General features: G+C 35.5%; 18 protein-coding genes, 1 tRNA gene and 1 pseudogene. 15 read left to right on the plus strand and 5 right to left on the minus strand.

From position 1 onward, the window contains the following. Positions 1-51: 51 nt before the first annotated feature. The 3 genes from surE (at position 52) to secD (ending at position 2,835) form a co-directional block, all read left to right on the plus strand. Entirely contained in the window at positions 52-798 is a 747-nt protein-coding gene (surE, locus tag HF196_RS03965) for a 5'/3'-nucleotidase SurE (RefSeq protein ID WP_168455913.1), read from the plus strand. Between the two features lie 327 nt (positions 799-1,125). Then, on the plus strand, positions 1,126-1,266 hold the full coding sequence (locus HF196_RS03970; RefSeq protein ID WP_168456289.1) for a GH25 family lysozyme: 141 nt from the start codon (positions 1,126-1,128) through the stop codon (positions 1,264-1,266). A gap of 54 nt (positions 1,267-1,320) precedes the next feature. Continuing rightward, positions 1,321-2,835 carry a protein translocase subunit SecD gene (secD, locus tag HF196_RS03975; protein ID WP_168455914.1) on the plus strand — a complete coding sequence of 505 codons (1,515 nt, stop codon included), beginning with the start codon at positions 1,321-1,323 and terminating at the stop codon, positions 2,833-2,835. Here secD and HF196_RS03980 read toward each other — a convergent pair. Beyond that, complete coding sequence (locus HF196_RS03980; RefSeq protein ID WP_168455915.1) at positions 2,832-3,386, minus strand: hypothetical protein; 555 nt, start codon at positions 3,384-3,386, stop codon at positions 2,832-2,834. The genes secD and HF196_RS03980 overlap by 4 nt on opposite strands. A gap of 131 nt (positions 3,387-3,517) precedes the next feature. Here HF196_RS03980 and HF196_RS03985 point away from each other — a divergent pair, with 131 nt between their 5' ends. From HF196_RS03985 to HF196_RS04005, 6 genes are all read left to right on the plus strand, one after another. Continuing rightward, positions 3,518-4,702 carry a dicarboxylate/amino acid:cation symporter gene (locus HF196_RS03985; RefSeq protein WP_168455916.1) on the plus strand — a complete coding sequence of 395 codons (1,185 nt, stop codon included), beginning with the start codon at positions 3,518-3,520 and terminating at the stop codon, positions 4,700-4,702. Positions 4,703-4,705: 3 nt separating this feature from the next. Beyond that, positions 4,706-5,311 carry an orotate phosphoribosyltransferase gene (pyrE, locus tag HF196_RS03990; protein ID WP_168455917.1) on the plus strand — a complete coding sequence of 202 codons (606 nt, stop codon included), beginning with the start codon at positions 4,706-4,708 and terminating at the stop codon, positions 5,309-5,311. Between the two features lie 756 nt (positions 5,312-6,067). Continuing rightward, entirely contained in the window at positions 6,068-7,900 is a 1,833-nt protein-coding gene (locus tag HF196_RS03995) for a hypothetical protein (protein WP_168455918.1), read from the plus strand. 357 nt (positions 7,901-8,257) lie between these two features. Then, positions 8,258-8,368, plus strand: coding sequence for a WPE palindromic element domain-containing protein (locus HF196_RS06020; protein ID WP_256359370.1), 111 nt, complete (start codon positions 8,258-8,260; stop codon positions 8,366-8,368). Next, on the plus strand, positions 8,365-8,550 hold the full coding sequence (locus tag HF196_RS04000; RefSeq protein ID WP_168455919.1) for a hypothetical protein: 186 nt from the start codon (positions 8,365-8,367) through the stop codon (positions 8,548-8,550). The genes HF196_RS06020 and HF196_RS04000 overlap by 4 nt, the downstream gene beginning before the upstream one ends. Before the next feature lie 54 nt (positions 8,551-8,604). After that, a complete protein-coding gene (locus HF196_RS04005) occupies positions 8,605-9,117 on the plus strand; it encodes a pyrimidine dimer DNA glycosylase/endonuclease V (RefSeq protein WP_168455920.1) in 513 nt (170 codons plus the stop codon). A 67-nt stretch (positions 9,118-9,184) separates the two neighbouring features. Here the strand turns inward: HF196_RS04005 and HF196_RS04010 are convergent, their stop codons facing one another. The 4 genes from HF196_RS04010 to HF196_RS04025 form a co-directional block, all read right to left on the minus strand. After that, complete coding sequence (locus HF196_RS04010; RefSeq protein ID WP_168455921.1) at positions 9,185-9,583, minus strand: GFA family protein; 399 nt, start codon at positions 9,581-9,583, stop codon at positions 9,185-9,187. Between the two features lie 214 nt (positions 9,584-9,797). Beyond that, positions 9,798-11,120, minus strand: coding sequence for a tRNA (N6-isopentenyl adenosine(37)-C2)-methylthiotransferase MiaB (gene miaB, locus HF196_RS04015; protein ID WP_168456290.1), 1,323 nt, complete (start codon positions 11,118-11,120; stop codon positions 9,798-9,800). A 165-nt stretch (positions 11,121-11,285) separates the two neighbouring features. Continuing rightward, positions 11,286-11,432, minus strand: a complete 147-nt coding sequence (locus HF196_RS04020; RefSeq protein ID WP_168455922.1) for a hypothetical protein — start codon at positions 11,430-11,432, stop codon at positions 11,286-11,288. Between the two features lie 5 nt (positions 11,433-11,437). Further along, a complete protein-coding gene (locus HF196_RS04025) occupies positions 11,438-13,567 on the minus strand; it encodes a transketolase family protein (protein ID WP_168455923.1) in 2,130 nt (709 codons plus the stop codon). Between the two features lie 113 nt (positions 13,568-13,680). On the opposite strand from HF196_RS04025, the gene rpsD reads away from it, so the two are divergent. From rpsD to HF196_RS04055, 6 genes and pseudogenes are all read left to right on the plus strand, one after another. Continuing rightward, positions 13,681-14,295, plus strand: coding sequence for a 30S ribosomal protein S4 (gene rpsD, locus HF196_RS04030; RefSeq protein WP_168455924.1), 615 nt, complete (start codon positions 13,681-13,683; stop codon positions 14,293-14,295). Positions 14,296-14,305: 10 nt separating this feature from the next. Further along, positions 14,306-14,392, plus strand: a tRNA-Leu gene (locus tag HF196_RS04035). Positions 14,393-14,732: 340 nt separating this feature from the next. Beyond that, positions 14,733-14,858: pseudogene (locus tag HF196_RS04040) on the plus strand (PD-(D/E)XK nuclease family transposase); the annotation flags it as partial. A gap of 424 nt (positions 14,859-15,282) precedes the next feature. After that, positions 15,283-16,287 (plus strand): RDD family protein, encoded by a 1,005-nt coding sequence (locus HF196_RS04045; RefSeq protein WP_168455925.1) that lies wholly within the window; start codon positions 15,283-15,285, stop codon positions 16,285-16,287. A 102-nt stretch (positions 16,288-16,389) separates the two neighbouring features. Continuing rightward, the gene (locus HF196_RS04050; RefSeq protein WP_168455926.1) at positions 16,390-16,764 is read left to right on the plus strand and encodes an Hsp20/alpha crystallin family protein; all 375 of its coding nucleotides are present in this window, start codon (positions 16,390-16,392) and stop codon (positions 16,762-16,764) included. A gap of 336 nt (positions 16,765-17,100) precedes the next feature. Further along, positions 17,101-18,132 carry an ankyrin repeat domain-containing protein gene (locus HF196_RS04055; RefSeq protein ID WP_168455927.1) on the plus strand — a complete coding sequence of 344 codons (1,032 nt, stop codon included), beginning with the start codon at positions 17,101-17,103 and terminating at the stop codon, positions 18,130-18,132. The last annotated feature ends 54 nt before the right edge of the window (positions 18,133-18,186 follow it).

The raw sequence follows: 18,186 nt of genomic DNA on the forward strand, positions 1-18,186 counted from the left end.
AACCAGTGACCAGAATTATTTATCATAACTTTGGAGCTGTATAAATTTTGTATGATAATATTAATAACAAACGATGATGGTTTTGAAAGTGAAGGAATAAAATTACTCAAAGAAGTTGCGCAAAATTTTGCATCAGAAATATGGGTAGTGGCACCAGATACTGACAGGAGTGGGGCAGCAAGATCTCTTGATTACCCAATAAGACAATCTATTAGAGTAAATCAACGTGGTGAAAGGGAGTTTAGTGTATCTGGTACCCCTGCAGATTGTGTTATTATTGCACTGAATAAAATTATGAATAAAAAGCCAGATTTAGTACTATCTGGAGTAAATATTGGTTCAAACGTTGGAGATGACGTTTGTTATTCAGGAACAATTGGTGCTGTAATGGAAAGCGCTGCAAGATCTATACCTTCTATTGCGCTAAGTCAGGTGTATCATAATGGTATGATACACTGGCACAATACAAAGGTTTTTGCACCCAAGATTATCGCTAAACTAGTTGAAATTGGCTGGCCTAAAAATATAGCAATGAGCGTAAATTTTCCTGCTACAGAGAAAGTGAAAGGAGTAGAATTTGCTGAGCAAGGCGAATATAACATTGATGGAGACTTAACTTTCACTGAAAATTTCGATGGCTCTTTAAGTTTAAATTGGTCGCGAGAGCACTCAGGTAGTGGCAGTGTAGGCAAAATCAAAGAAGGATTTATCACTATCACACCAATAAAATTAGATTTTACAGATTATGATACGTTGAATGCTATGAAAAATTCTCACGCAGACAAATTTTTTCCATAGTTAATTGAAAAAACATTTGCAAATCTTTTATTAGCCAAATAATATGTGGCTATTAGACATAATAGCCTCCTACTTCGCACCTTTTTAGGTGCGAGTTGAGGTTGTGTTTAGATTCAAAGCTTTGGTGTCTATTCAGGAACGTAGTTAATTTGCGAATATTGAAGCAAAAGTGTAGCTCCTCCTATTAAAGATTAATAGAGTTGTACTTTTTAAATATGAGAAGTCAAGATTTGTGTATGTTATATATAAACTTGCTACCTCAGTTCACTGTAACCTGATTAATACAAAAACATATGTTAATATTTGTTTTGATCCGAAGAAGATGGAATTTTAAGCATTATTCATAAAGCAACGCAAGGTAAAAATTACATAGATCCTGAGTATGCAAAGAGGCGAAAAGCTTCTGAAGAAGGGGGGTTAATGTGGGAAGCATACCATTTTGGCACCAGGGAAGACGGTAGGCAATAGGAAATTTACAAAAATCCATTTTTAACTTACACTATAACTTTAAACCTACAACTTATGCGTAATAGGCTTATAATCAAATCTTTTTCGGTGCTGTCCATCCTTTTACTTGCTTTATATATAATATTACCGAATTTCTTCGATAATAAGCTTCTTGTTTCAAAAAAGCGAATAAACTTGGGGCTTGACCTGAAAGGTGGGTCATCTCTGCTTCTTAACGTAGATTTGGATTCTTACTTTAAAGAAAAACTGAGTATGTTAGCTGACGAGATAAGAGAAAGTCTGCCAACAAAAAACATTCAATCTAGCGTAGAAGGTAACAAACAAGTGGTTGTAACTTTGAATAATATCGATGACCATAAGAAAGTTTCAACGTTAGTCCATAAAATAAACCCAAATTTAGAGCTAAATAGGAAAGATGCTTCGATTTTCATTTCATATAAGCCTCATTATAAAAGTTCCCTAATCAATGAAGTAGTTTCAGAGTCGATAAGTAATGTCCAAAGGCGTTTGGATAAGCTTGGCACAAAGGAAGTAAGTGTGCAAAAACAAGGACAGGATAAGATATTAGTCCAAGTGCCTGGAGTAGAAGACACTGAACAAATAAAATCTCTGCTTGGTAAAACTGCTAAGCTAGCTTTCCATTTGGCAAACACTAATGTCGCTAAAATGCAGGATATAGACCACGAAACTACCGTCATACTCAAGGATTCTTTAGGTAACTCTTATCCAATATTCCGCAAAACTGAAATAGGCGGTGATTCGTTAGTTAATGCATCAGTTAGATTTGGTCAACTAGGAAAACCCTCAGTACATTTTAAATTTGACAGCATAGCGAGTAAAAGATTTGCAAAAATTACTAAAGAAAACGTGGGAAAACCCTTTGCAATTATTCTCGATAACACAGTTTTAACTGTACCAACAATACGTGAACCAATTTTAAATGGAGAGGGAGAAATTAGTGGCAATTTCACTGAAAAACAAGCAAGTGAGCTTGCAATACTTTTAAAATCTGGGGCACTGCCAGCACCACTTAAAATAATAGAAGAGAAAAATATTGGCCCAAGTCTGGGAGAAGAGTCAATAAAAGCAGGAGAAATAGCAGCGATGATCTCTATCGTAGCTGTTGCTTTATTTATAATTGTTACTTACGGCAAGTTAGGCATATTAGCCTCTGTTGCACTGCTTTTTAATGTAATTTCCATATTGTTAATCCTCACTCTACTTGAAGCAACTCTTACTCTACCGGGAATTGCTGGTATTGCGCTGACTGTTGGTATGTCGGTTGATGCAAACGTTTTGATATTTGAACGCATTCGTGAGGAAATGAAGTTAGGAAAAAGAACAGTCCGTGCCATTGAAGAGGGTTTTAAAAACGCAATAAAGACAATCCTTGATTCAAATCTCACCACACTAATTGCTGCTGGGATAATGTTTGCCATTGGCAGCGGAGCAATCAGAGGCTTCTCTGTTACTTTGTCAATAGGCATCTTATGCTCAATGTTCTCTGCAATTACAGTCACAAAACTTCTAATAGAGTTGTGTGTGGATCCGAAGAAGTTGGTGCTTTAAGTTTTAGCAGCCACTAAATTCTTATCTTCACCTTTAATTTCTGAAGGATCAACCGATTCAAGAGTATTACTAGGTTGTCGTCCATTGACATTAGGGTCACTTGTAGTGCAATTGTCATTCTTTTCCTGCGAAGAAAAGTGTTCTTTTACTACTTCAACTGTAGCCTTTATAAATTCTCCTGCAACACAAGCTAAAAGTGGTATACCAATTCCTATTATTATACCTATTCCAATTGTTGACATCGCACCAAGGGAAACTGTATTCACAGATGCAGCAAGGCCAACTCCAATTGCTATGCTAGAAATATGTGATAAGCTCCATGACCCAAGTAGCTCTTCGTGACCTGCTTGATATAACGTGAAAAGTAACCAAAAAATTAATGTAGAGGATAATGCTGCAGAGGCGATAATGGCGCTGCCTAAAACAATGGGCAAAAAAGCTGTAAAACCTAGAGCAGAACCAATAAGACCTGTAATACACCCTATTGTCCCACCTACTGCTAATGTTACTCCCGCAAAAAATGTTATTACTTCAAGTGTTTCCCTACTCATGATTCTCCTTTAAGATGTTTAATAATAAAATAATATTTTATTATTAATTGTTTGTCAAGTTATTTTGCCTATCAACCTGGTTCCAAAATAGCAAAATTGCTGTATAATATCATTTTGAGGTTTTATTTCTAATGCATAAGCTTGCGATACTTTTTTCTATACTGCTTGCAATAGGTGCTTACTATTTAAACAATGAAGTGATATTTGAAGTAGCAAAGCTATTTAGTGATATATTCATCAGTTTGCTCAAACTAATCAGTTTACCTTTGGTTTTCCTATCTATAGTGTCCACAATTTCAGGGCTTAAAGACTCAATTGCAATTAAAACCTTAGTTAAGAAAACATTATTTTATACGCTGCTTACAACCATTATAGCTGCATTTGTTGCATTATCGTTTTATCTGCTAATAGATCCAGTAAGAAAAAACTTCATAAGTAATGCGATAGAAAGTGTGAATGACGGCAACCATAATTACTTTGCATACTTGAAATCACTCATTCCTTCAAATTTTGTACAAGTCTTTCTTGAAAATAACGTTATTGGTAGCGTATTGATCGCTTTTTTAATGGGTGGAGCTGTCATTTCACTTTCAAAAGAAAAACAGGATATATTACATCAGGTGTTTTCTGCACTTTTCGACACGTTACTTAAAATCGCCCAAGGGTTACTAAAGTTCATTCCACTTGCTGTATGGTCTTTTATTACATGTTTTCTGCACGAATTAAAAAGTGGTAGCGAATTTTATAGCCTATTGTGGTATTTTACCTGCATAATGTCTGCAAATTTCGTGCAAGCGTTTCTGGTTTTACCGCTACTTATGTGGTATAAAGGCATATCGCCAATTCAAACACTGAAGGGAGTAATGCCAGCACTCACGCTTGCGTTTTTTTCTAAATCATCCAGTGCAACACTGCCAACAACTATAAACTGCGTGCAAAATAAGCTGAAGGTGCCAAAAAAATTATCGTCTTTTATCTTACCGATATGCACAACGATCAATATGAACGCATGTGCTGCGTTTATTCTGATCACAGTAATGTTTGTTGCAGAGATGAATGGACACACATTTTCCTTAAGCGAAATGTTTATATGGATTTTTTTAGCTACAGGAGCTGCAATTGGTAACGCTGGAGTGCCGATGGGGTGCTATTTTATGGCAACTAGTTATCTTGTATCGATGAACGTTCCTTTGTATATTATGGGACTGATTTTGCCTATTTACACGATCATTGACATGTGTGAAACTGCGATAAACGTATGGTCTGATGTTTGCGTAACTCAAATTATTAACAAAGAATATAAGGATGAAATTTAAAAAATGACATTAGATAAAGGTAACCCAATAATAAAGGAATTTGAGGAGGCAGGAGCGATTTTGCACGGGCATTTTGTTTTATCCTCTGGGCTACATAGCGATACATATATACAATGCGCTAAGATTTTTGAGAATCCAAGCAGAGCCATGAAAGTTTGTAAACTACTGGCACACAAGATAAAAAAGGAAATAAGTAGCCCAATAGATTTAATACTATCTCCCGCAATTGGTGGAATAATCGTGGGTTACGAGATTGGCAGGCAGCTTGGAATCAGGACGATGTTTTGCGAGCGCGTTAATGGCGAGTTTGAACTGCGCCGCGGATTTGAGATCAAAAAGGGTGAGAAAATATTACTGATTGAAGATGTGATAACCACGGGTAAATCCTCACTAGAAGCAGTAGAATGTGCAGAAGGGAAGGGGGGTAAAGTCGTTGCTGAAGCTGCTCTAATCAAGAGGAATAGTGAAGCAAAATTGCCTTTTCCTATTATATCTTTGCTTGAGCTTAACATTAAAAATTATAGCGAAGAAGAGCTTCCTGAGGAACTGAAACAACTGCCTATAACTAAGCCAGGGAGCAGGGAATATCTAGGTAATTGTACGAAGTAACCCTATTTTCAATGTCATCCAAGTAGAATAGAAACGGATTAAATACAAAATTTACTTGACAACCTTCGCTGTTACCTTTATTACATTGGAGCTATTCATTTAGCTTCAATCTGTGCAGATTAAACGACGAAAGTATCACGGTTGGCGTCTTATGTTTAATTTTTTGCACTATGTGCACCTTATGTCTTTATTAATTTTACCTAGACTTCTAGTTTTTTCCCTATACAAGCTGAAACACGCTTATAAGTCGTTTAAGACAGCACCCAACGCCGGATTTTAAAATAGAGAGTGGAATAACTAGCTACCTCGGGGTTTTATTGTCTTTTTTCTCTGTCTGGTAAATTTCTTAAATATTATAGCTTAAACTAGTTGCTTTCAAAAGCAGCTAAATTGCAGCGTTTAAGGCATAAAAACGCCAATACTGAAAATAAATATTGACCAGGGCTTCTTTTGCCTTTTTTCTCGCTTAGTAAATTTCTTAATGCTTATAGCTAAAGCAATTCAAAAGTCCGTGGAGGGTGTAATTTTATAAGAGTCTATAATACATATGCAAGATTCGCTTGTTTTTTGCCCAAAAGATCTTATATAAGATATGCGTAATCCATTCTCAATTAGTTCAAAAAGTTTTAAGAAATTGGGTTCAAGATTACGCCAGTTTAATGTAGTTTAAGCTAGTTTAGATTATAGAATGAAATCTTCTTAGGCTAGGAAGTGGACTATTGTAGAGGAATTTAGTGTAATATATAGGTCGCCCTTGTGCATGATAAAGATGTGGAGTCAATAAGAAAGTTATTTAACTTATATAATAACAAACAGACTGTAACGCATAGGCTTTGGAATGTTTTTAAATGTTTAGTGACTATTAACTTCGGTGGTGCACTAAAGGAGTGCTTTGTACGTAATACAGTACCCATAGAGGAAAAGAACATCTTATTAGCACAAGGGTTAAAAGAGATAGTCAACAGCAATGATAATGACGGAAGAGTACCTAACTATGTAGATGAATTTTTGGAACAAAAACTAAAAGAAAAATTAGGAGGATATTTTCAATCATTTAATGCTACTCAGAATAATTTAGAGCTTGAGAAAGCAACAGAATTTAGTGAATTTCAGTCTGTAGCCGAGAAATTACTCGAAGGGCATGATGATGAAGAGAAAGAGCACATTATAGAAAAAGCAAAGACATTAGAAGATATAGCATATCCTCTGACTGAGAAATATTTTTTGTTTCGTTATCTGGCTAAAGCAATAGTCTGTGCAAAGGACTCGAGTTTATCTGCGCAAAACAATTATCAAGAGGAAAAAAGTCGTTGCTTAATTTTTTCTCGCGAACTTAAGAATTTTACAGGACCTTCAAATATACAGGATGCAAGCAAAAAGTTCAGTTCTGAACACAGATATATTGATAAATTATTACAAATATCAGATAAAGTAAGTAAACATTCTGGGAAAATAGCAGCTACCTATGTTGCTTATATAGCTGCTATAACATGTGCAAGATATGCAAAAGACGATGAGCATAACGAAGCATGGTATAAGTTAGTTGCTTTACCTAGCACTATTCTTGCTATGTTGCAAATTGTTGTGTCTTGCCCACAAATCATATTCTCAGCGAAAAAGGCAAGAGATATCCGCAATTATGTCTTTGAGGGTAAAAAAGCAAATGGTGCCTACAACATTACAACCAGTAGAGTTGCTGATGTTCAACTTTTGGATAAAAACATTCCTACCTTTTCTAATGGGATGGTATACGTATGTGCTGGCATGTTTAGATGGATTGGTAACCTTTTATTACAACCTATTGACCTAGTTCAAGATGACACTAAAGATCTAATATTAAGGTGGAGTGCAATGCGTTGGTTTACCCCTACTGGTATAGTAGAAGAACAAAGCAAGGTTGCAAGTTTTGTGAACTGTGAATTAAGAAACTTCGTGTATGACAGAATACTTACAGGTGATAGTGCAATAAATAATCAACATGTTAATCGTATTTTTTACTTACTGTATAAAAGAATTGAGGAAAATAAAAAGTGTGATCTTAAAAGAATATACGAAACGCTTACTGGCACAGAAATCGCGAACTTTGAAAGTATTGTTTCCAATAAAGAAAAAAGACAAATATCAAAACTTCAAATTTGGGAGAGGGCAACTTACTTTTTTGCATCTTCTACGCTTATTGCTGAGTATATGTGTTTTAATTATAGAAAGCAGGATATAGGTTGGTATGAAGATCCAGTGTTTTACTTTGCTACTATAGTAAAGTTTATGCGTCTTGGTTCTCTACTGGCATCCAAGTATTTTGGTAATAAAATTACTGAGTATTTGACAGGCAATAAACTAGATAACAATAAGTATTTTCAAGATTTTTTCTATAATGATACGGCAAGAATGGCAGCAGCCGTCATTCCATTGATAATGTTCGAATCTACAGGAGATGTAAAAATATTAAGCATTGCAACAGCAATAGATGTGTTAACAACAGTTAGGTCTGATATAAGTTCTGGTAAAGCATTAAGTAAACTCAATCAAGTCAGTATTGAAAAGTTGACAGCAGAACTTGATGAAGTATCTAATTGTGTAAGATTGTAGCAGAAAAACGGCCAAAAATATCTTTTCTTTAAGAACACTTTTATCTTTGATTATCTGTAAACTCCAACTCTCACAAGCTATGATAGAGTTTTGTGAATTTTTATTTTAGAAAGATGCAAATCATTCTTGCATATCAGAAAGAAATTATGTTCGCCTAATTAGTGGAAGCTAAGATAAGCCTTATTTTCATTTTTACGCAGAATCGAAAATAAGAGGTTTAGTATGTTCATCGAAGGGTGTCATTCCAGCGCGTGACGCTGGAATCCAGGCTTATTTTCATTTCTACGCAAAATCGAAAATAAGAGGTTTCGTATGTTCATCAAAGGGTGTCATTCCAGCGCATGACGCTGGAATCTAGTGAAAAAAAAAGAATGGATCCCGGTATCAAGTACTGGGATGACATCGCTGGACCATTCAGATGACATCCACAACCCTGTCATTCCAGCGCGTGACGCTGGAATCCAGTGAAAAAAGAGTGGATCCCAGTATCAAGTACTGGGATGACAAAAAAAGGGCACTGGGATGACATCGTAGAGGCTACTTGGATGACACCACTTTTGCTTCAATATTCGCACATTAGCCACGTTCCTAAACAGATACAAACATACACTAATATTTGTTTGATACGAAGGAGGGATTATGTATACTGACTTTACAGCTGATTAAATCAAAAACTTAAGCTGATTTTATCTTTGAATGCCTAGATGAATATCTTTGTATTAGATGAAAACCCAGTCATTGCAGCACAAATGTTATGTGATAAGCATATAGTAAAAATGCCACTCGAGACCGCTCAATTATTGAGTAATGTTTTTTCAACAGCATTAAAAGTACCAAATCTTTTTGTCAGTATCACAGATCAGAATATAACAGTTCCATATAAACTTACTCATAATAGTCATCCTTGTTCTTTATGGGCCAGAAAGTCGAAAGGGAATTTTTATTGGCTGATAGAGTACGGAAAAGAATTGTGCAAAGAGTATACTTGGCGATATAAAAGAAAACATAAATCAGAGGAAGTGATAGATTGGTGTGACAGTAATAAGGACTTGCTCATTTTTCAATCAGCTGATATGCAACCCTTTGTACAGGCGCTGCCTGATCGATACAAATGTAGCAACCCCATAAAAGCCTATAGAGAATATTACCTACAGGAAAAAATGAGGTTTGCCAAATGGGAAAAGGGCAGAAAAGCACCAGATTGGGCAATAGTATAAACAACCTTATCATCACAAGGTATCGTATTAAAGCATTTGGCAAAAACCTTATTAATATCTTTTTTTCCTACCTTTTAATATGAACTCCCCACCACGAAGGTGCACTTTCCTTGTAACTATGGTTTTCATTTGGCACTATTACATTAGGATCTTTCAAAGATGCTATAGTTATTATAATATTTTCGTATCCCTCAGCAATAACACCAAGAAGGCTACCGCATTGTTTGCAAAAGTAACGCTGCGCTCTTTCTGAAGATCGGTACAAACTAGGTTGACTTTTAGTCCATTCAAAGTTTTTTGAGGGAAATTCAACCCAAGCAATAGTTGGTGCACCAGACGATTTTCGACATATAGTACATGAACATAGATGTGGGTTACTAGGCTCACCTCTGGCTATAAAAGTAGTGTTATCACAGAGACAGCCACCTTCATATTCTTGTATTTGTTTTTTTTCTTCGTTTTTCATAAGCTACTCCTATTAATTCATACTAGAAACATCTGATAGAGAGGTCAACAATAGCCTACACAAAAAAAAATATAAGTAAAGATAGGTGCAGAAGATGCTAATTCTATTTGGCAAGCTATTAAAAATCTTCACTGTTTAAGCTATGCTCAATCAAACTTAAAATTGATAGTTTATTGCATACCTATATAGTTGATGTATGGTTCCAGAGATACTGCTACGCACTACACCCAAGCAAGCTATTTTGCCAAGCTTCCAATACTTTCACATTCACTATTTTGTTTCTATATTTACCTTCATGATCATTAATGCAAACTGATTGCATATATGGGCTTTTACCAATAATTTGGTTTTGGTGTTTACCTTTTTTAGCGCCAAACAAAACAGGTATAGTTTTACCTACCATATTCTGATTGAACTCAAGTTGTTGCGTACTAATTACTTTCTGTAAACGGAGAAGACGTTCTGTTTTCACCTCTTCCGGTATTTGATCCTTTCTTTCTGCTCCTGGTGTACCCGGTCTTGGGCTATATTTAAAACTATAAGCCTGAGCGTACCTTACTTGTTCCACTAATTTCACAGTTTCTTCAAAATCTTTTTCAGTTTCCCCAGGAAAACCAACAATAAAGTCAGAAGAAAATTCAATTTCAGGCTTCAAATTACGCAATCTTGCTATTATTTCCAAATACTCCTCTGCAGTATGTTTCCTGTTCATCGCGCGCAATATTTTATTCGAACCCGACTGCACAGGTAGGTGAATAAATGGCATAAGTTTTGGCTCTTCTGCATGTGCTAAGTAGAGAGATTCATGCATATCTCTTGGATGAGAAGTTGTATAGCGGATTCTCTCTAATTTTTCAATTTTAGCAATATGACTAATCAATTTTCCTAAATCCCAAACTTCCCCTTCACATTCTCCATGATAAGCATTAACATTTTGGCCAAGTAAATTAATTTCCTTTGCTCCGTTTTCAACTAATTTTAGCGCTTCACGAAATATTTCATTTACTGGCCGTGAATACTCAGCTCCACGAGTGTAAGGCACTACACAAAATGTACAAAACTTGTCACAGCCCTCTTGTATGGAAAGAAATGCGGAAGATCCTTGACTGTTACCATAACATTCATCTGGCAATTTATCAAACTTTGCAACCTCAGGAAAATCGGTGTTTATTGCATGACCTTTGCTTCTGCTTGCTTTGACTATTAGTTCCGGCAAAGTAGCGATACTCTGTGGGCCAACAACAATATCTACAAATGGAGCTCTCCTGAACACTTCTTCTCCTTCTGCTTGCGCTACACATCCAGCTACTACTATAGTAGTGTCTTTATTTTTTTGTGATGAATGAATCTTTCCGAGCTCCGAATAAAGTTTTTCTGCAGCCTTCTCTCGAATGTGACAAGTATTTAGTATCACCAAATCGGCTTTTTCTGCATCGCCAACCACACTAAACCCCAGCGGTTTGATTATATTTTCCATTAAAATGGAGTCATAAACGTTCATCTGGCAGCCATAAGTTTTGATGTATAGGCCTTTCATACCTTTATCATTTGGTTTCAAAATCTTTCACATAAGCGCATAAACACTCCAGCGCATAGCAAGTAAGCACAACATATTTTAATAAAATTATACGAAAAACTGGATTCTAGTGTCAAGCACCGGAATGACATTCAAAAAATACTCCGAGTTTTTTACTGAATTTTGTCATTGAGCCTGCAGATCAAAAACAAGTTTTGAGTCAGAAATAACCTTATTACTGCGGTAATGAAACTGCCAAAGCTTACCAAGTAGTTTTTTCATTTCTGTTAAATACATGCCTGGTGTGCTGCCAACAATTAGTTTGTTATGCAAGAAATCTACTGAGCACAAATTAATTTCTCGCACACGCATTTTACTACATGGTCGGCGTTGATATTAAAATGCTCATAAAGTGTTTTATAAGGTGCTGATTCTCCAAAGCTTTTCATGCCAATGAATATACCATTTAAGCCTATATATTTATGCCAACCCATTTCACTTCCAGCTTCAATTGCAACTTTAATGCTGTCATTATTTAATATTGATGCTTTATACTCATCGCTTTGCTCATCAAAAAGCCTCCAGCATGGCATAGAGACAACCCTTGTGCCTATACCTTTTTCCTGCAGTTTTTCCCTTGCTTCAATGGCAATTTCAACTTCAGATCCGGTAGCAAATATCGTCACTTCTAATTTCTCTGAGCATTCACATAAAATGTATGCACCAAACTTCGATAGGTTGGCAGATTGGTGAGCATCAAAGTGGAATTTGCGCATGTAATTGACATTTTGCCTTGAGAGTGCAAATAGTGCAGGTGCCTCTTTTTTTTCCAGTGCAACGCTAACACATTCTAAAGTTTCAGCCGCATCGGCTGGTCTAAAAACATATAGATTTGGTATAGCACGCAAAGAGGCTAAATGCTCTATCGGTTGATGAGTTGGACCATCTTCTCCTACTCCAATTGAGTCGTGGGTCATTACATATATAACCTGCTGTTTCATTAAAGCTGAAAGGCGTATGGCAGGACGGCAATAGTCAGAGAATACCAAAAAAGTGCCGCCATAAGGAAGAATTCCACCATGAAGAGCCATGCCATTCATACAAGCTGCCATAGCATGCTCTCTTACTCCATAGTGCATATAAGAACCATTATAATAGTCTCTATTTATTATCTTCATATGCTTATATTTAGTGCAGTTTGACCCAGTAAGATCAGCAGATCCGCCGATTAGTTCTGGCACATGTTGTGTTAAAAGTTCCATTACCATGCCGAAAGAAGAACGTGTAGCTTCGTTTGGCATTAGCTCACATATTTGTTTCTTCAGGTCAGCTAAAACACCAGCGATATTATCCGGCAAACGCTTATTAAGTTTTCTTTGAAACTCCTCTGTTATCCCAGTCTCACTCTTTGTCATCACAATACTTTCTCTTGTCATCCGAGTAGCGGACACTGGGATCCATTCTTTTCCTTCTTTCCTAGATTCCAGTGTCAAGCACTGGAATGACACCGAATCTGGTGCACTCTCATCAAGTCTTCTGTGAAGTTCTTTATTCTCACTAGTCAAGGACACCGAACTGTAATTTTGTTTTGCTCGCTCAACTGTTTTCATCCAGGCATTTTTCACATCTTCTGGTACGTGAAACGGCTCGTAATTCCAATTTAGTTTCTCTCTCATTGTTTTTATATCTTCCTCTGTAAAAGCTCCACTATGAGCGGAAGATGTGCCAGCAAGGCTTGAAAACTTTCCGATGATGGTTTTGCAGCAAATAAGCGACGGCTTGTCAGATTTTTGCGCTTGCTCTATTGCAAGCGATATGGAGTTAAAATCATGACCATCAATTTTGTTAACATTCCACCCATAAGCTGAAAAACGCTTTTCTACGTCATCAGAACAAGAAAGGCTAGTAGCACCGTCTATAGAAATGTCGTTATCGTCAAAAAGGGCTATTAGTTTGTTCAATTTAAGATGTCCAGCAAGTGATGCTGCTTCGTGACTTATTCCCTCCATAAGGCAACCATCTCCTAACACTACATAAGTGTAGTGACTAATTCCAAATTGTTTTTCAAGAATCGATTCAGCAAGTGCCATGCCAACAGCATTGGCAAATCCCTGACCGAGCGGGCCTGTTGTTGCCTCCACTCCAGGAGTCAGGCCAAATTCTGGATGACCTGGAGTTTTGGATGTGAGTTGCCTAAAGTTTTTTAACTCATCTATATTAATATAACCTGTCAGGTATAATATGGAGTATAGCAGCATTGAACCATGGCCGTTTGATAGAACGAAACGGTCTCTATTGAACCATTTGGAATCATCAGGGTTATGATTTATATACTTAGCAAACAAAACAGTTGCAACATCTGCCATGCCAAGTGGCATACCTGGATGTCCAGAGTTCGCTTTTTTCACTGCATCGATTGATAAAAAGCGGATGGCGTTTGCCATAGATTCCAAAGGTAGATGATCCATATACTAGCAGAAAAACTTAAAAATGAAGTATAATGTATCATACTAGCAAAAACAAGTTGACACTTAATGCTAAAATCCTTAATAATCTAGAGTTAAATTGTGAGAGTTTTTATATGACAACTGTTATCAATAGAAAGTATAGGATCAGCCGTAGGCTCGGTATAAATTTGTGGGGTAGGGCAAAAGATCCAGTAAATAAGAGAAAATATCCTCCAGGTCAGCACGGTATTCTTGGGTTTAAAAGGTTATCTGATTTTGGTAAGCAGTTCGCTGCACATAAGAAATTTAAGTTTTATTATGCAATTTCAAGTAAGCAGCTCAGGCGTATATTTTTGGATGCTTATAACAGAAAAGGTTACACGGCTGATAATTTTATTGGTATCTTAGAATCAAGGTTAAGCTCTGTTTTATATCATTCTGGTCTTGCACCAACAATTTATTCAGCGAAACAGCTTATATCTCATAAGCATGTCACAGTTAATGATAAGGTGGTAAACATATCAAGTTATCGAGTCAAACCTGGTGATATAGTAAAAATAAGAGAGAGGGCAACAAAAATTCCTGTAGTGATAGAGGCTGCAGAAAAACAAGAACGCAAGATTCCGGATTATCTGGAAACGAACAACAAAGAGCATTCAGTGAAATATTTAAGAGTACCTCAGTATTCTGAAGTTCCTTACTCAGCAGACATGGAAGTTAATTTGGTGGTAGAGTTCTATTCTAGGTAAAATAAAAAGAGCCCGTGTGGCGGAATCGGTAGACGCAGCGGACTTAAAATCCGTGGGTTTTGCGACCTTGGGAGTTCAAGTCTCCCCATGGGCACCATTTGTATTTTACGAACTTTTCTCAAAGTAATTTGCTGTGACACAAAATCCGCCACAGTAGCCTGTTTTAACCATCTATAAGTATGGCTTTTTTATCTAGTTATTTGCCAAAAATTCTTGTTTTCTTTCCATAATCCGTTAACTTTTAGCTATTTTTCTCAGAAAGGTGGGTACTTTTTTGCAATTTTGAGAAAAGTAAACAAGTAAATAATTAAATTTTTTATGACGCTGAAGAGAATCTGTTTTTTGTGTAAATATAGCTGAACGCTAAATTCGATATTGAACTTGAATATTTTCTCAGAATCGTGTATAATTATTAATGGTTTTTCACTTGACTTCTTATGGCTTTTTCTAAGTTTCTAGATCCAAAATGCGACCTAACATTTAAAAAAATATTTGGCACTGAAAAAAATAAAAATATTCTTGTCCACTTTTTAAATGATGTCTTAGGCTTTACCGGTATTAATTGACCTTACCCAGAAAAAGCGGTGAAAAAGTTGAGAAATGTTTTCTATAAATGAGAACAAAAAATTTCATTCTATTTAAAGTATGAAATCAGCATAAATTTTCCTGTTATTTCCAAGTTTAGCGATGTTAGTTCAGTAATCTATATTATTAAGTTATTAACTAATACCAACATTCGTTATTGGGAAAACAAATGAGACATCTTGTAAATTCGCTTAACTCCCCAACTATAGGCAAAAACAGCTCTTTTCTATTTGTTCTATTACCAATAAGACTTGGTACAAGTGTTCGATTGTAAATAAGTCTGTTACCTGACTAATATTAATTTAGTAGATTTGCCATATTGGTAAATAGATTAATCAAAATGATTAACTTTACTATTATTCAATTAATTGCTAATATTAGATAATGGTGTTAGGTAAGAAAGTGAATGTTAAGGCAAGCTATGTAGAGATCACTAAACGTGTTGCAGCAGGTGTAGTTGATCAAATAATATATCTATCCTTTTATTTACTTGTTTTTTCTATTCTATTTATATTATCAGGTAAACCCCTTATTGAATTTTTTGATTATATCTCTTCTGATACAACTTCTGTGCCATTGCAAGAAGAAGTACTAGGATCATTGTTGTGTATGGCACTAATGATAGTATTAGAGACATTAATGATAATAATGTTTGGTTCGACTCCAGGAAAATTGCTAATTGGTATACGCATAAAAAATGCAGTTACATTTGACAGCGCCGCTTTAACAGAGATAGTGATAAGAAGTACTCTTAAGGTACTTTTATTGTTACCTAGCTTTATTTCTGATTGGTTTTTGATTCTACCGATTCTAGTTTTAGTATTTGCAAGATTTGATAAACATAAACGGACTTTTTATGATAAAATTACAAGAACAGCAGTAATTGACTGCAAACCCGGAAAACTTCACTTAAATCTAAACTGTACGGGAATAATTAAACGTGCGTATGTATGGTCTAGTGATTTAGCAATTATTAGGTTGATTTCTAGACTTTTTTACCTTTTTGTAAAAATTACTTTTGGTCTTAATGACATTAAACCATTCAGTTGCCTATGGTTTCTGCCATGGGTTCTGCTATCAATAATATTTGGAGTATTCATGGTAAGAAGATATGGCGGCACTCCAGGACAATTGTTGTGGGATATTCGCATAAAAGATGCAAGTACACTTGAAAATATTACTCTGTTACAAGCGATAGTAAGACATATTTTTTGCTTGATGTTTGTAGCAAGTTGTATAGTTACTCTAAAAGAATTTTTTGATAAGCCTATTTCTGAATGGTTATCTGAACCTTTCCCAATCTTACCATTTGTAGTAATAATACTAATTTTCATATCAGCAGTGTTCGATAGACATAAGCGGCTTTTTTACGATATAATCGTGAATACAGTAGCAATACGCCACTAATCTCCAAATCCCCCTGATGATGTTAGTAATGAAGTCCATCCAAATAAAAATAATAACTGCGATAATTTTAGCTTAAGTGGTCTACAAAAAGGCGTTGATGATATGTTTGGTGATTCCTTTATGGGATTGGGTACAGAACTTTTCACAAAAGGTAGTGGTAAATTACCAGCTTGTGGCTTTTATGAGACAGAAGAGAACTATTGTCTGTCTTTAAAATTGCCAGGTATCTCTAAAGAAGACGTAAATATCAGTCTATCTGGTAATAATCTAATAGTGAAAGGTGAAAAAAAGCATAATAATGAGTCAGAGAGTGAGCAACACTACCATCGTGAAAGGTATTATGGCTCTTTCTATAGGTCTGTTCAACTTCCAGCGAACGTAGACCAAGATAAAATATCTGCTAATTTTTCAGATGGGGTTCTTAATATAAGCATACCTAAATCTGAAAAGCAAATAAAAAAAATTGATATAAAGTAACCAACAAGAAATGGCAGGCTTCTAACTGGCCTTATCTAGAAAAAGTGGCGAGCAAGTTAGGAATGTTGTTTACAAAAAGGACAATCTAATAAATGAGAATCTCATTACTGTTTGAAGTATAAAATTACCATGAGTTTGTTAATTATTCCCAAACGAATCAGCTAGCTCTTTGATATATATTGCTAATAATTTGATAAAGTGCCATTTCCAGCAACTGAAACCAGCAAGCATGATATAAATTCCTTTTTATAATTACGGTTTCTTGCACTTGTGTTTTGGTTTACAGATTATTAGTGATTTCACGATAGAGTCACAATTTTATGAAGGAAATTTGCAATGAGCAATGAAAAGAGTATTGCATTATTAAATGCTATTCACAATAATACAGGTGATATTGAGCTAATACAACGTCTAATACGTGAAGGAGCTGATGTTAATTTTCGAGACATTGCTGGGAATGTCCCTTTAATTTTAGCTGTTCAAAACGGCAATAAAAAAGTAGTAGATATTCTATTAGCAAGTCCAGAAATTGATGTTAATGTTCAAGATAATGGTAGACAAACCCCTTTACACTGGGCTGCTAAGAATTTGGATGCAACAAAAGCCTTAGAGTTAGTGAAAGCTCTATTAGATAAAGGAGCAAATGTTAACATAGAGGACATGCATCAAGATACCCCTTTACATTTTGCTACTCGAGAGGGTTACGAAAATATAGTAAAAGAACTATTAGAAGTAAAAGAAATCTGCGTCAATACGAAAAACATTTTCGGATACACACCGTTACATTTAGCTGCTAATAGAGGTTACCTAGAAATAGTAAAAAAGCTCATAAAAAAAGGTGCTTATTTTGATATTGAGAATGAAGATGGTGATACACCTTTAGACCTTAGTACTGAATATCAAGCAGTTTATGATTTCTTATCAAAGATAAAACAGTTATTTGTCGCAGTAAAAGAAGGTAATTCTACTGAAGTGAACGATCTTATTAAACAAGATATTTATATAAATGCTAGGAATAAAGATAGACAAACCCCTTTAAATTTGGCTACTGACGAAGAAATAAAAGTTCTATTACGAAGTAAAAGAGATGTCGACAATAATTTAACCAACAAACGACTAACCCAATCAATAGACAATGACGATATTCAGTTACAACAAGATAGTAGTAAAGAAAGTCAGCATCCAATGAAACACGCTATTAAAGCCTCAAGCAATGAACAACTAGCCCCGTCTACTAGTGGTTTTATATTGTGGTCATTTTGGTCTGACACAGGAAGAACGGGAGAAAATGTACACCAGTCTTATATCCCACTAGTTAAGCTTAATATTTATGATTATGATAGCCAAAATGATTTGCATCTTTTTTAAGACGCTGCTTAATTTAATAATATATATTCTTGACATCTCGAGATTTATATCCAC

Source organism: Wolbachia endosymbiont of Ctenocephalides felis wCfeJ, assembly GCF_012277315.1.
Taxonomy (GTDB): Bacteria; Pseudomonadota; Alphaproteobacteria; order Rickettsiales; family Anaplasmataceae; genus Wolbachia.